We start from the raw sequence: 12,259 nt of genomic DNA, 5'->3' as shown, positions 1-12,259 counted from the left end.
CGAGCGCTGTACCAGTCATGACTACCGGACACCGCATCACCGTCGAGCAGGGCACCGACCATGTACGGGTTGTTCGTGAGGGCCAGGTCCTGGCGGAGAGCCGCCGCCCCCTGCTGCTGCACGAGACAGGGCTGCCGGTGCGCTACTACCTCCCGCCGGAGGACGTACGCACCGAACTGCTGACACCTTCGGACACGCACACCCACTGCCCGTTCAAGGGCGACGCGTCGTACTGGTCGTTGCCCGGGGCCGCCGATCTGGTCTGGGCGTACCCGGAGCCGCTGGCCCAAGTGGCGGAGATCAAGGACCACTTCTGCTTCTACGACACCGAGGTGGTCTGAGCCGCCCGGCTGCCGGGTGGACCCAGGCGGAGACGGCCCCGAGGGCGAGTTCGAACCGGACGGTTCTTCCCGCCGGGTCCACCCGGGCCCTCCGAAGCGTCAGGCAACAACTGCGTCGAGGTCGCCGTGCCGCACGCGGACGGCATCGGGGGCGCTCTGACGTGCGGGGCGCCCGGCGGGCTCGTCCGAGCACGGCCCGCAGACCCTCGAAGCCGGGTTCAACAGCCGCAGCCGACCGGCGGGGACGACGTCAGGGCGAGCGCGGCAGTTCGCAGCTCGGCCACCCAAGTCGGCTGGTCGAACCCCAGCGTGTACTCGATGCAGCACACGCATTGCGGGATCAGCGACACGAACACCCGCTCCTCCGGGGTCTCGACTGCGGTCTCCCACCAGTCGTCCGCCACGGTCTCCGTGAGAGCGGTCTCCCCGCCGTCGATGATTCGCTCTGCCAGGCGGCGCAGCGCGTGGCGGCGTGCCAGGCCGGGAGCAGGCAGCTCGATTCCTGACTCGGAGAGGGCCTGCTCGAACGCATCACGAATGTCGCGGGGATCAGCGGTGCGCGGCCACCCTGCTAGTTCGCACAGTGTCGGGGCGTCCAGCCCGGCGGCGAGCGCCTCGGCAGCGATCATCGGCAGGTCCTCCGAGCAGACCTCACCCGCCTGATATCGGCACGCCGCCTCCGCCAAGGACATCCGACCGTCCGGCGTGACGATGCCCGGTTCCGTTGTCACCGCTGCTCTCCCCCTGCTGGCTCGCACGATGCCGCATCGTACACAGGCGAGTCCGTACCCCTGTCACGTGAGTCCGTGCCGCTCCCCGCGCAATTGCCGGGACGGCGCCGCCCCCGAGTGCGGTGCCACAACGGGGAGTTGACATGCAGAGTTCGAGATACGCCCTCGTCCTAGCCGCGCTGTGACCCGGTCCGGGCGGGCCGGCTCGCCCGGCCGATCCGCACTACCGGCCGCCGCCACCTCACCCGGCACGGACGACCGTGCCGGTCACACCGCCGCCGTGGCCGCCCGGTCCGTCGTGGCGATCGTCGCCGAGCCGACGACCCGGGTGCCGTCGTAGAGCACGATCGCCTGGCCGGGGGCCACGCCCCGGACCGGCTCGTCGAAGGAGACCCGCAGCTCGTCACCGACCAGCTCGGCGGTGACCGCCGTCTCGCCGCCGTGCGCGCGCAGCTGTGCGGTGTACGCTCCGGGGCCCGCCGGGGCGTTCCCGCACCAGCGGGGCTTGATCGCGGTGAGCGCGGTGACGTCCAGGGCCTCCACCGGTCCGACCGTCACCGTGTTGTTCACCGGGGAGATGTCGAGCACGTAGCGCGGCTTGCCGTCGGCGGCCGGGTGGCCGATCCGCAGGCCCTTGCGCTGGCCGATGGTGAAGCCGAAGGCGCCGTCGTGGCTGCCCACCTTCGTACCGGACTCGTCGACGATGTCGCCCTCCGCCTTGCCGCCGAGGCGCGAGGCGAGGAAGCCCTGGGTGTCGCCGTCGGCGATGAAGCAGATGTCGTGGCTGTCGGGCTTCTTGGCGACGGCCAGGCCCCGCCGCTCGGCCTCGCCGCGGATCTCGTCCTTCGTGGTGAGGGTGTCACCGAGCGGGAACATCGCGTGGGCGAGCTGGCGCTCGTCGAGGACCCCGAGGACGTACGACTGGTCCTTCGCCATGTCGGAGGCGCGGTGCATCTCCCGCGTGCCGTCCTCGTTGACGACGACCGTCGCGTAGTGGCCGGTGCAGACCGCGTCGAAGCCCAGGGCGAGCGCCTTGTCGAGCAGCGCCGCGAACTTGATCTTCTCGTTGCAGCGCAGGCACGGGTTGGGGGTGCGCCCGGCCTCGTACTCCGCGACGAAGTCGTCGACGACGTCCTCACGGAACCGCTCGGCCAGGTCCCAGACGTAGAACGGGATGCCGATGACGTCGGCCGCGCGCCGGGCGTCGCGGGAGTCCTCGATGGTGCAGCAGCCGCGCGCGCCCGTACGGAAGGACTGCGGGTTGGCGGAGAGCGCCAGGTGCACGCCTGTCACGTCGTGCCCGGCTTCGGCGGCGCGGGCGGCGGCGACGGCGGAGTCCACGCCGCCGGACATGGCGGCCAGTACCCGGAGGGGACGGGGGCGGGGGCTCTGGGATGTCTGAGTCATAGCCGTACCAGGGTACGGGCACGGGGGAACCGAAAGCGCGTGAGTATGCGTTGACGATCGTATGGGGACAAAGGGCAGCGCAGGATGGAACCCCGGCCGCCACCTGGGGCGCCGGGGCCTGCTGCTCGGTGGGCTGGGCGGGCTCGGCGCGGCTGTCGGAGCCGTGGTGCTGGGCCGCGAGCACCGGACGCACGGGGGCGGCGGACCGCGTGAGGCGGGCGCGGTGGACTACGCGGGCGCGCAGTGGGCCGCTGCCTCCCCCGCGAACTACCGACGGGCCGACCGCCCCGACGACTACGCGATCGACCGGGTGGTCATCCATGTCGTGCAGGGCAGCTTCACGATGGCGCTCCAGGTCTTCGGCGACCCGGCGCACCGGGCCGCCGCGCACTACGTGCTCCGCAGGGACGGGCACGTGGCGCAGACGGTCCGCGAGCTGGACGTGGCGTTCCACGCGGGGAACCGCTCCTACAACGAACGCAGCATCGGCATAGAGCACGAGGGCTTCGTGGACCGGCCCGCGTCGTTCACGGACGCGATGTACCGGTCGTCGGCGCGGCTGACGGCGGGGATATGCAAGCGGTACGGGATACCCGTCGACCGGGAACACATCGTCGGGCACGTGGAGGTGCCTGGCGCGGACCATACGGATCCGGGGCGGTACTGGGACTGGGCGCACTACCTGAGGCTGGTGCGGGCCGTGTGAGCGGCTGAGAATCACGGCCCCGGGCAGGGCCGGGTGCCGCGTGGGCCCGATGGGCCGAGGGCCGTCGTCGCGGCGGGCGGCTCAGCTCAGCCCCGCCGACCTCGCCCGTTCCACCGCGGGACCGATCGCTTCCGCCACCGCCGCCACATCGGCCTCCGTCGACGTGTGCCCGAGCGAGAACCTCAGCGTCCCCCGTGCCAGGTCCGGATCCGTGCCGGTGGCCAGGAGTACGTGGCTGGGCTGGGCCACCCCCGCCGTGCAGGCCGAGCCCGTGGAACAGGCGATGCCCTGGGCGTCCAGGAGCAGCAGCAGGGAGTCGCCCTCGCAGCCGGGGAAGGTGAAGTGGGCGTTGGCGGGGAGCCGGTCGACCGGGTCGCCGCCGAGGATCGCTTCGGGGCAGGCCGACCGTACGGCCGCGATCAGTGCGTCGCGCAGCCCGCCGATCTCGCGTGCGAAGTCCGCCTGCCGCTCGGCGGCCAGCGTCCCGGCGACGGCGAACGAGGCTATGGCCGGGGCGTCGAGCGTTCCGGACCGGACATGGCGTTCCTGGCCGCCGCCGTGCAGCACCGGGACCGGGGTGTACTCGCGGCCGAGCAGCAGCGCGCCGATGCCGTAGGGGCCGCCGATCTTGTGGCCGGACACGGTCATCGCGGCCAGGCCGGACGCGGCGAAGTCCACCGGGAGCTGGCCGTACGCCTGGACCGCGTCGGCGTGCAGCGGGATCTCGAACTCGGCCGCCACCTGGGCGAGTTCGCGGACCGGCAGGACGGTGCCGATCTCGTTGTTGGCCCACATCACGGTGGCCAGGGCCACATCGGACGGGTCCCGTTCGATCGCCGCGCGGAGGGCTTCGGGGTGCACCCGGCCGTAGGCGTCGACCGGAAGGTATTCGACGGTCGCGCCTTCGTGGGCGCCGAGCCAGTCGACGGCGTCCAGGACGGCGTGGTGCTCGACGGGGCTGACCAGCACCCGGTTCCGGCGCGGATCGGCGTCCCGGCGGGACCAGAAGAGCCCCTTGACCGCGAGGTTGTCGGCCTCGGTGCCGCCGGCGGTGAAGACCACCTCGCTGGGGCGCGCGCCGAGCGATTCGGCGAGGGCCTCGCGGGCTTCCTCGACGGTACGCCGAGCCCGTCGCCCGGCGGCGTGCAGCGATGAGGCGTTGCCGGTGACGGTGAGCTGGGCGGTCATCGCCTCGACCGCCTCCGGAAGCATGGGAGTGGTCGCAGCGTGGTCGAGGTAAGCCATGGTGACCACGATTCTACGAGCTTCGGTTTGTCGGCCCGACGCCCGTCCCACCTGTCGGTCAGCCGCCGATGTTCCAGATCACGGCGCCGCTGGAGGTGACGAGCGCGGCCAGGACCACGAGGTCCGCGACACCGAGCGCCAGCGCGAGCAGGGCGCGTCCGCGGCGGGCGGTGCCGCGCCGGAGTGCGAGTGCGGCCAGCACGATGGCGGTCGGACCGAGGACGATGTTCAGCACGAGCAGGCCGAGCAGTCCGAGCACGAACGCGGCGACGGCCATGCCGTCGGCGTCGCGGGTGCCGATGCGGGTGGTGGTGCCGGTGCGGGCAGGGGCGGTGGTGCGGGTGGTGAGTTCCATGGTGCGGCTCCGTTACTCGGGCTCGGTCACTGATGCGCCGTCACTGGGGCGCTGTCACTTGGACGAGAGGCGCTCGCGCACGGCGAACACGACCAGCCAGCCGCCGATGACGAGCGCGGCGACCAGGGACACGGAGACCGGGAAGTGGGCCACGGCACCGAGCACGACTCCGAACAGGAGGAGAAGCGCGACGAGGGCAATCATCACTGTCCTTCCGAAGAACAGACGGACTCACGGGAGCGGACGGATCAATTCGGTGAACAGTTGTGAGTACGACTGTTCACTGACCAGTGAGTCTACGCTTCCCTTCGACGGAGAACGGTTGTTTACTGAATGGCATGAGTCACACCGCCGGAATCCGCCAGGCCCAGAAGCAGAAGACCCGCCAGGCCCTCCTGGACGCGGCCCTCGGGCTGCTGGAGGAACAGAGTCTCTCCAGCCTCGGACTGCGTGAGGTGACGCGCGCCGTGGGGGTCGCGCCGACAGCCTTCTACCGGCACTTCCGGGACACCGCCGACCTCGGCGTCGCTCTCGTCGAAGAGACCCTGGGTTCCCTGCACGGCCTCATCGCCGCCACGCTCGCGGAGACCGGCGACAGTGCGGTACGGATCGACACCACCATCGACCTCATCGCCGCCCTGGTCCGTACGCACCCCGCCCATGTCCGCTTCATCGCCCGCGAACGGCACGGCGGGGTCCAGCCGGTGCGCACGGCCATAGGGACCCAACTCCGCCTGTTCACCGAGGAGGTGGCCGCGGCGTTCGCGGGCGAGCCGCAGTCCGAGGGGTGGAGCCAGGACGATCTGCTGATGCTGGCGGGTGTCTACGTGGACCACATGGTGATGACCGCCTCGGTCCTGCTGGAGGCCGAGGAGGCCGGCCCGCAGGCGGTGGAACGCGCACGCGACACCGCACGGCGCCAGATGCGCCTGGTCACCCTCGGCCGCCTGCACTGGCTCGACTGAGCCGCCGCCCGGCTCGTCACGGGCGGCGGCCCCCGGTCGGCCCCGATCAGCCCCGCGGGGCCAGCGCCAGTTGGCGGGACTGGGCCACCAGCCGGTCCGCGCTGTCCCAGACCTCCGCGTCCTCCTCCAGGAATCCGCCCGCGAGGTTGCGCGTGACGATGGACACCCGGAGCGGACCGGGCGCCGGGCGGCAGCGGACATGGGTGGTGAGTTCCACCGTGGGCACCCAGCCCTTGATGCCGAGTTCGAACGCGGTCGGCGGCAGCGCGTCCACCGTCAGCAGCAGCGAGAGCGGGTCCGCGTCGCGGCCGTCCGCGAGCCCGAACCAGGCACGCATCTCCCCCTTGCCGGACGGTGCGCCGACTGCCCAGCCACAGGTGGCGGGGTCGATCTTGAGCATCAGACGGTCGGTGATCGCGGACGATCCCGGAATGGGCGCGGGCCCGTCGGAGGAGCCGAGGCAGTGCTCGATCGGCGGGATGACCGGCGGCTTCGCCGTGGTGCGGACGTCGTCGGGGAGCGCGTCCAGGTCTCCGTACGAGGCGAGCACCCGGATCCGCTCGACCTCGGTGCCGTCCTCGGCGTACTGGAAGAGCGAGGCCTGGCCGGTGGAGAGGGTGCGCCCGCTGCGGACCAGTTGGGTGCGGATCACCGCGGGCCCCGGACGGGACGCCGTGACGTAGTGCGCGGAGACCGAGAACGGGTCGGAGTGCGGCAGGGCGTCGCCGAGCGCGCGGGCGATCACCGCCAGCAGATAGCCGCCGTTGACCGCCTGGATGATGGTCCAGCCCGCGGAGAGCTCCGCGTCGTAGACGCCTTCTTCACGACGGGTGACTGCGGTGTCGCGGTCGAACTCGCTGTCCCCGATGGATGCCTGTGCCATGGACAGCACCGTACACCGCAAAGTTACTCGTCGGTAGAGACGGCCGACGAGCGACGGTTCCAGGCCCGTGAGGCCCGCCAGTGGAACCGCAGCGCGAGCAGCCGCAGTACGAAGCAGGTGACGGCCGCGAGAGTGCCGGTGGTCGCGGTGAGCACGTCGAACCGGAGGAAGAGCACCACCATGGTCGCCCCCACGATCGCCGGTACCGCGTAGAGGTCACGGTCCCAGCGCACCAGGGAGGGCGTCTCGTTGGCGAGCACGTCGCGCAGCACACCGCCGCCGACCGCGGTCGCCAGCCCGAGTACGGCGGACGAGGTGAGCCCCAGCCCGTAGTCGTACGCCTTGGTGGTGCCCGTCACGCAGAAGAGCCCCAGCCCCGCCGCGTCGAAGACGTTCACCGCGCCCTGGATCCGCTCGACCTCGGGATGCAGGAAGAAGACCAGCGCGGCGGCTATCAGCGGCGTGACGAAGTATCCGAGGTCGGTGAAGGCCGCGGGCGGGATCGCGCCGATCACGATGTCGCGGAACAGGCCTCCGCCCAGCGCTGTGACCTCGGCGAACACCGCGATGCCGAAGACATCGAAGTTCTTCCGGACGGCGAGCAGCGCGCCGGAGATCGCGAACACGAAGATCCCGACGAGGTCGAGCGAATGCTGGACGGAGGCGTTGAAGAGGTCATGGAGCACCCGACAGTTCTACCTTTTACGACCGGGTCCGGTTGCTACCGGCCCAGCGGCCACCGGCCCGACCGCCACCGGCCCGACTGCCGCTGGTCCGGCTGTTACTGGTCCAGCGCCGGCCTGCCGGTCGTGTACAGCCACTTGTCGAAGAGGTCCCCGAGGTGCTGCCCGGAGATCTTCTCCGCGAGGGCGGTGAACTGCGCCGTATCGGCGTTGCCGTAGCGGCGCGCCTTCGCCCAGGCGGGCAGCAGCCGGAAGAAGGCCTTGTCGCCGATCCGCTCACGCAGCGCCTGCAAGGTCATGGCGCCGCGCTGGTAGACGGCGGAGGCGAACATCGTGTCGCGCTGCGGGTCGGCGACCTCCGTCTGCCAGAAGGACGAGGTGCCGGGGCGCGAGTTGTAGCCCGCGAGGAACGCGTCGTGGGCCGAGCGGGTGCCCCGGTGCTCGGCCCACAGCCACTGGGCGTAGGTGGCGAAGCCCTCGTTGAGCCAGATGTCCTTCCACTGCTTCACCGAGACCGAGTCGCCGAACCACTGGTGGGCCAGCTCGTGCACGATCGTCGACTCGTCGCGTACGGCCGAGTAGCTCGGCTTGGACTGGGTCTCCAGCGAGAACCCGGCCTGCGGCATGTCGTCGACGACCGCGCCGGTCTCCTCGAAGGGGTAGGGCCCGAAGAGCTTCGACCAGTAGTCGGTGGCCTCGGCGGTCACGGCGTACACGTCGACGGCGTTGCTGTGGGCGAGCACCGGGTCGATCGCCACGTAGATCGGCGTACCGCCCGGGGTCCGGCCGGTCCTGACGTCGAACTTCCCGATGGAGGCGGTCGCGAGGTAGGTGGCCATGGGCTTCGACTCGCGCCAGTGCGCGACGGTGGACGCGCCCTGGGTACGGGTGGAGACCAGCCGTCCGTTGGAGACACCGGTGAGCCCCTCGGGCGCCTTGAGGGTGATGTCGAAGGAGGCCTTGTCGGAGGGGTGGTCGCTCGAAGGGAACCAGGTGGACGCCGCGTTGGGCTCACAGGCGACGAAGACCCCGTCCGAGGTCTTCATCCAACCGTAGTCGGAGCCGAAGACGATCGGACCGCTGAGCGCCTGCGGCACGCCGCCGTAGACGACCTCGGCGGTGAAGGTGCGGCCCTTGCGCAGGGCGTCCCCGGGGGTGATCCGCATCTCGTCGCCGGAGCGCGTGAAGCGGGCGCGTCTGCCGTTCACCTCGACCGAGGTGACGTCCAGCTTCTGGAGGTCGAGGTCGAAGGACGAGAGGTTCTGGGTGGCGCGGGCCGTGAGCGTCGTACGGCCGTCGAGCCGGCCGGAGCCGGGGTCGTACGCGATGTCCAGCCCGTAGTGCAGGGCGTCGAAGCCGCCGTTGCCCAGCTGCGGGAAGTACGGGTCTCCGATCCCGGCGGACCCGGGTGAGGGTGCGGGGGATGCCGCGATCAGACAGAGGGACGCCGTCGCTGTCGCGAGGGCCGCCAGACGTGCCGAACGGGAGAGTGCCAAGAGTCTGCCCTTCGTGCGTGCGCCGTTGGTACGGACACACAGACTCTGCACTCCCCCGTTTCGGCATGTTCATGACTTTGCCAAGTCGTCATTGCCGCACCGTCGTTGCCACGTCACACGGCCGTTGCCACGTCACGCCGCCGTTGCCACGTCACGCCGTGGCTGCCACGCCGGCATGGGCGGCGCCCCGGCTACTTGCCGTCCGGCTCCTCGGCGGCGGGCGCCGGTGCGGGCACCTCGACGGGGGTTTCCTCCGGGTGGTGACAGGCCACCTGGTGCCCGGTCTTCAGCGCCACCAGCGGCGGCTCCTGCGTCTTGCAGACGTCCGTCGCCTTCCAGCACCTGGTGTGGAAGCGGCAACCGCTCGGCGGCGAGATGGGCGAAGGCACGTCCCCCTCCAGCCGGATCCGGTCGCTCTTGGCCCCCTTGCGCCGGGGGTCGGGCACCGGAACCGCCGAGAGCAGCGCCTTGGTGTACGGATGCATCGGCGACTCGTACAGCGACCTGCGGTCCGCCAGCTCGACGATCTTGCCGAGGTACATCACCGCGATGCGGTCCGAGACGTGGCGGATGACCGAGAGGTCGTGCGCGATGATCACGTACGTCAGGCCGAGTTCGCTCTGCAGGTCGTCCAGCAGGTTGACCACCTGCGCCTGGATCGACACGTCGAGGGCCGAGACCGGCTCGTCGGCGACGACGAGCTTGGGCCGCAGGGCGAGTGCGCGGGCGATCCCGATGCGCTGGCGCTGGCCGCCGGAGAACTCGTGCGGGTAGCGGTTGTAGTGCTCGGGGCTGAGGCCCACCAGCTCCAGCAGACCCTGGACCTCCTTCTTCACGCCGCCCTCGGGCTCGACGCCCTGGAGCCGGAAGGGGGTGCCCACGATCCCGCCGATGGTGTGGCGCGGGTTGAGCGAACCGTAGGGGTCCTGGAAGATCATCTGGACGTCGCGGCGCATCGGCCGCATCTGCCCCGCGGAGAGGTGCGTGATGTCCCGCCCCTCGAACTCGACCTTGCCGCCGGTCGGTTCGAGCAGCCGGGTGATCAGCCGGCCCATGGTCGACTTGCCGCAGCCGGACTCGCCGACGACACCCAAGGTCTCCCCCGGGTACACGTCGAAGGACAGCCCGTCGACCGCCTGGACCGCCCCCACCTTGCGCTTGAGCACACCCTTGGTGATCGGGAAGTGCTTGGCCAGGTCGGTGACCTTCAGGAGCGGCTCCGCAGCGGCTCCCGCGGAGTCCTTCGACGTCTGCTGCGGAACCTGCGCAGCGTTCTTCGTCTCATCAGTCACAGCTTCGGCGCAATCTCTTCGGTCCAGATCTTTTCCCGCTGGGGCCGCGACAGGTGGCACGCGGAGAAGTGCCCGTCGGTGCTCTCCCGCAGCTCCGGACGCTCGGTGCGGGTGATGTCGTCCTTGGGCACATCGGCGTACGGGCAGCGCGGGTGGAAGGCGCAGCCGGACGGGACGTTGATCAGGCTGGGCGGCGAGCCCTTGACGGGCACCAGCCGCTCGGTCTGCTCGCGGTCGATGCGCGGCATCGAGCCCAACAGGCCCCAGGTGTACGGGTGCTGGGGCTCGTAGAAGACCTTCTCGGCGCTGCCGCGCTCGATGCACCGGCCCGCGTACATCACCAGGAGGTCGTCCGCGATCTCGGCGACGACGCCGAGGTCGTGGGTGATGATGACGACCGCCGAGCCGAACTCCTGCTGGAGGTCGCGGATGAGGTCGAGGATCTGCGCCTGGACGGTGACGTCCAGGGCGGTCGTCGGCTCGTCCGCGATGAGCAGTTCGGGGTTGTTGACCAGGGCCATCGCGATCATCGCGCGCTGGCGCATACCGCCGGAGAACTGGTGCGGGTAGTCGTCGAAGCGCCGGCCGGGCTCGGGGATACCGACCCGGTCGAGCATCTCGACGGCGCGCTTCCTGGCGGTCTTCTTGTCGACCTTGTTGTGGACGCGGTACGCCTCCACGATCTGCGCGCCGATGCTGTAGTACGGGTGCAGCGCCGACAGCGGGTCCTGAAAGATCATGGCCATCTTCCGGCCGCGGAGGGCACGTACCCGCTCGGGTCCCGCCCCGATCAGCTCCTCGCCGTCGAGCCAGATCTCGCCGGAGATCCGGGCCCGGTCCGAGGTGTGCAGCCCCATGATGCCCAGCGAGGTCACGGACTTGCCCGAGCCGGACTCGCCGACGATACCGAGGGTCTGACCGGCCTTCAGGTCGAAGCTGACGCCGTCCACGGACTTGACCAGACCGTCGTCGGTGTCGAAGTGGATCCGCAGGTCCCGTACCGAGAGGAAGCCCTTGGCGTCGGTGGCCGTACCGGTCGTGCCGCCGCTGTTCGCGGGCTCGCCCGGATCCGTCTTGCGCACGTCGCTCATGAGAGCCTCACCCGGGGGTCGATCGCGGCGTACACGAGGTCCACCAGCAGATTGCAGACAACGATGAAGAAGGCGGCGACCAGCGTCACACCCATGACGACGGGCAGGTCGCTCTTGGTGACGCCCTCGATGGCGTAGGCGCCCATCCCCTGGAAGGAGAAGACCGTCTCGGTGATGACGGCGCCACCGAGCAGCAGCGCGAAGTCCATGCCGAAGATGGTCACCAGCGGGGTCAGCGCGGCGCGCAGACCGTGCTTGACGACGACGTTGCGCTCCCGCAGGCCCTTGGCCCGCGCCGTTCTGATGTAGTCCTCGCCCATGGTCTCCAGCATTCCCGCGCGGGTGAGCCGGGCGTAGAGCGCCGAGTACAGGAACGCGAGCGTGCACCAGGGCAGGACCAGATTCCAGGCCCAGTCCGCCGGGTTGGTCGTGAAGGGCACGAAGTGCACGTTGTCCCAGAGCGTCCAGTGGAAGCTGAACAGGGCGAGCGAGACCATGCCGGTGAAGAACATCGGCAGGGAGACACCGGCCAGGGCGACGCCCATGGCCAGCCGGTCGATGATCGTGCCGCGCTTGAGCGCCGAGACCACACCGGTGGCCACACCCGAGACGACCCAGATGACCGCAGCACCGACGGCCAGCGACAGCGTCACCGGGATGCGCTGCTTGATCTCGGGCCAGATCGCCGAGTGGGTCTTGAAGGAGTAACCGAAGCAGGGCGCGTGGCAGACAGCCGGGTCGGGCCCGAAGTTGTAGTGCGCACCGGCGACGATGCCCTTGATGAAGTGCCAGTACTGGAGATACAGGGGCTGGTCGAGCCCCAGGTTCTTCTTGACGGCGGCGATGACGTCCGGGTCCGGGCTCTTGCCGACGTACTGGGCGGCCATGGAGTCGGTCGTCTGCCCGCCGAGACGGGGGACAAGGAAGAAGATCGCGAACGTGACTGCGCTGACCACCAGCAGCAGCAACACCGCGGCGAAGACGCGTCGGATGATGTACGCAGCCACAGCCGTGCGGCGCCGGGTCGGCCGGACGGGATACGCCCGGCCGACCCGGCACCTTCA

14 protein-coding genes are annotated in these 12,259 nt (G+C 70.4%); 3 read left to right on the top strand and 11 right to left on the bottom strand.

Annotated features, from left to right (window positions below):
• The first annotated feature begins 17 nt into the window (after positions 1 to 17).
• Complete coding sequence (locus OG709_RS26055; protein ID WP_250297666.1) at positions 18 to 341, top strand: DUF427 domain-containing protein; 324 nt, start codon at positions 18 to 20, stop codon at positions 339 to 341.
• Positions 342 to 559: 218 nt separating this feature from the next.
• Here OG709_RS26055 and OG709_RS26050 read toward each other — a convergent pair whose 3' ends face one another.
• Positions 560 to 1,072: a hypothetical protein gene (locus tag OG709_RS26050; RefSeq protein ID WP_326693943.1), complete on the bottom strand. Its 513-nt coding sequence runs from the start codon at positions 1,070 to 1,072 to the stop codon at positions 560 to 562.
• 267 nt (positions 1,073 to 1,339) lie between these two features.
• Positions 1,340 to 2,479, bottom strand: coding sequence for a tRNA 2-thiouridine(34) synthase MnmA (gene mnmA, locus OG709_RS26045; RefSeq protein ID WP_250297668.1), 1,140 nt, complete (start codon positions 2,477 to 2,479; stop codon positions 1,340 to 1,342).
• A 61-nt stretch (positions 2,480 to 2,540) separates the two neighbouring features.
• On the opposite strand from mnmA, the gene OG709_RS26040 reads away from it, so the two are divergent.
• A complete protein-coding gene (locus tag OG709_RS26040) occupies positions 2,541 to 3,185 on the top strand; it encodes an N-acetylmuramoyl-L-alanine amidase (RefSeq protein WP_329167762.1) in 645 nt (214 codons plus the stop codon).
• Between the two features lie 81 nt (positions 3,186 to 3,266).
• Here the strand turns inward: OG709_RS26040 and OG709_RS26035 are convergent, their stop codons facing one another.
• From OG709_RS26035 to OG709_RS26025, 3 genes are read right to left on the bottom strand one after another with little or no spacing between them, the layout of a single operon-like run.
• Positions 3,267 to 4,430 (bottom strand): cysteine desulfurase family protein, encoded by a 1,164-nt coding sequence (locus OG709_RS26035; protein WP_329167761.1) that lies wholly within the window; start codon positions 4,428 to 4,430, stop codon positions 3,267 to 3,269.
• A 58-nt stretch (positions 4,431 to 4,488) separates the two neighbouring features.
• On the bottom strand, positions 4,489 to 4,785 hold the full coding sequence (locus tag OG709_RS26030) for a DUF4190 domain-containing protein (RefSeq protein ID WP_250297671.1): 297 nt from the start codon (positions 4,783 to 4,785) through the stop codon (positions 4,489 to 4,491).
• A 54-nt stretch (positions 4,786 to 4,839) separates the two neighbouring features.
• Positions 4,840 to 4,989 (bottom strand): hypothetical protein, encoded by a 150-nt coding sequence (locus tag OG709_RS26025; protein ID WP_250297672.1) that lies wholly within the window; start codon positions 4,987 to 4,989, stop codon positions 4,840 to 4,842.
• A 134-nt stretch (positions 4,990 to 5,123) separates the two neighbouring features.
• Between OG709_RS26025 and OG709_RS26020 the strand changes: the two genes are divergently transcribed.
• Positions 5,124 to 5,750 carry a TetR family transcriptional regulator gene (locus tag OG709_RS26020; RefSeq protein ID WP_250297673.1) on the top strand — a complete coding sequence of 209 codons (627 nt, stop codon included), beginning with the start codon at positions 5,124 to 5,126 and terminating at the stop codon, positions 5,748 to 5,750.
• A 46-nt stretch (positions 5,751 to 5,796) separates the two neighbouring features.
• On the opposite strand, the gene OG709_RS26015 is transcribed toward OG709_RS26020, so the two are convergent.
• The 6 genes from OG709_RS26015 to OG709_RS25990 form a co-directional block, all read right to left on the bottom strand.
• Positions 5,797 to 6,633, bottom strand: coding sequence for a thioesterase family protein (locus OG709_RS26015; protein WP_326693945.1), 837 nt, complete (start codon positions 6,631 to 6,633; stop codon positions 5,797 to 5,799).
• A 23-nt stretch (positions 6,634 to 6,656) separates the two neighbouring features.
• Positions 6,657 to 7,319: a trimeric intracellular cation channel family protein gene (locus OG709_RS26010; protein ID WP_250297675.1), complete on the bottom strand. Its 663-nt coding sequence runs from the start codon at positions 7,317 to 7,319 to the stop codon at positions 6,657 to 6,659.
• 95 nt (positions 7,320 to 7,414) lie between these two features.
• Positions 7,415 to 8,812, bottom strand: a complete 1,398-nt coding sequence (locus OG709_RS26005) for a M1 family metallopeptidase (protein ID WP_329167760.1) — start codon at positions 8,810 to 8,812, stop codon at positions 7,415 to 7,417.
• Between the two features lie 191 nt (positions 8,813 to 9,003).
• Positions 9,004 to 10,104 (bottom strand): ABC transporter ATP-binding protein, encoded by a 1,101-nt coding sequence (locus OG709_RS26000; RefSeq protein WP_374211178.1) that lies wholly within the window; start codon positions 10,102 to 10,104, stop codon positions 9,004 to 9,006.
• Positions 10,101 to 11,195: an ABC transporter ATP-binding protein gene (locus tag OG709_RS25995; protein ID WP_250297677.1), complete on the bottom strand. Its 1,095-nt coding sequence runs from the start codon at positions 11,193 to 11,195 to the stop codon at positions 10,101 to 10,103. The genes OG709_RS26000 and OG709_RS25995 overlap by 4 nt, the downstream gene beginning before the upstream one ends.
• Positions 11,192 to 12,202 (bottom strand): ABC transporter permease, encoded by a 1,011-nt coding sequence (locus OG709_RS25990; RefSeq protein WP_250297678.1) that lies wholly within the window; start codon positions 12,200 to 12,202, stop codon positions 11,192 to 11,194. Before OG709_RS25990 ends, OG709_RS25995 begins: the two co-directional genes overlap by 4 nt.
• Positions 12,203 to 12,259: the final 57 nt, after the last annotated feature.

The organism is Streptomyces sp. NBC_01267, from assembly GCF_036241575.1.
In the GTDB taxonomy this organism is placed as follows: Bacteria; Actinomycetota; Actinomycetes; order Streptomycetales; family Streptomycetaceae; genus Streptomyces.
This window is presented reverse-complemented; position numbering and strand designations above follow the sequence as displayed.

Bases quoted from the DNA above. Each gene is read 5' to 3' on its own strand.
- OG709_RS26055 (WP_250297666.1), top strand. From the start codon at position 18: ATGACTACCGGACACCGCATCACCGTCGAGCAGGGCACCGACCATGTA.
- mnmA (WP_250297668.1), bottom strand. From the start codon at position 2,479: ATGACTCAGACATCCCAGAGCCCCCGCCCCCGTCCCCTCCGGGTACTG.
- OG709_RS26040 (WP_329167762.1), top strand. From the start codon at position 2,541: ATGGGGACAAAGGGCAGCGCAGGATGGAACCCCGGCCGCCACCTGGGG.
- OG709_RS26035 (WP_329167761.1), bottom strand. From the start codon at position 4,430: ATGGCTTACCTCGACCACGCTGCGACCACTCCCATGCTTCCGGAGGCG.
- OG709_RS26030 (WP_250297671.1), bottom strand. From the start codon at position 4,785: ATGGAACTCACCACCCGCACCACCGCCCCTGCCCGCACCGGCACCACC.
- OG709_RS26025 (WP_250297672.1), bottom strand. From the start codon at position 4,989: ATGATTGCCCTCGTCGCGCTTCTCCTCCTGTTCGGAGTCGTGCTCGGT.
- OG709_RS26020 (WP_250297673.1), top strand. From the start codon at position 5,124: ATGAGTCACACCGCCGGAATCCGCCAGGCCCAGAAGCAGAAGACCCGC.
- OG709_RS26015 (WP_326693945.1), bottom strand. From the start codon at position 6,633: ATGGCACAGGCATCCATCGGGGACAGCGAGTTCGACCGCGACACCGCA.
- OG709_RS25995 (WP_250297677.1), bottom strand. From the start codon at position 11,195: ATGAGCGACGTGCGCAAGACGGATCCGGGCGAGCCCGCGAACAGCGGC.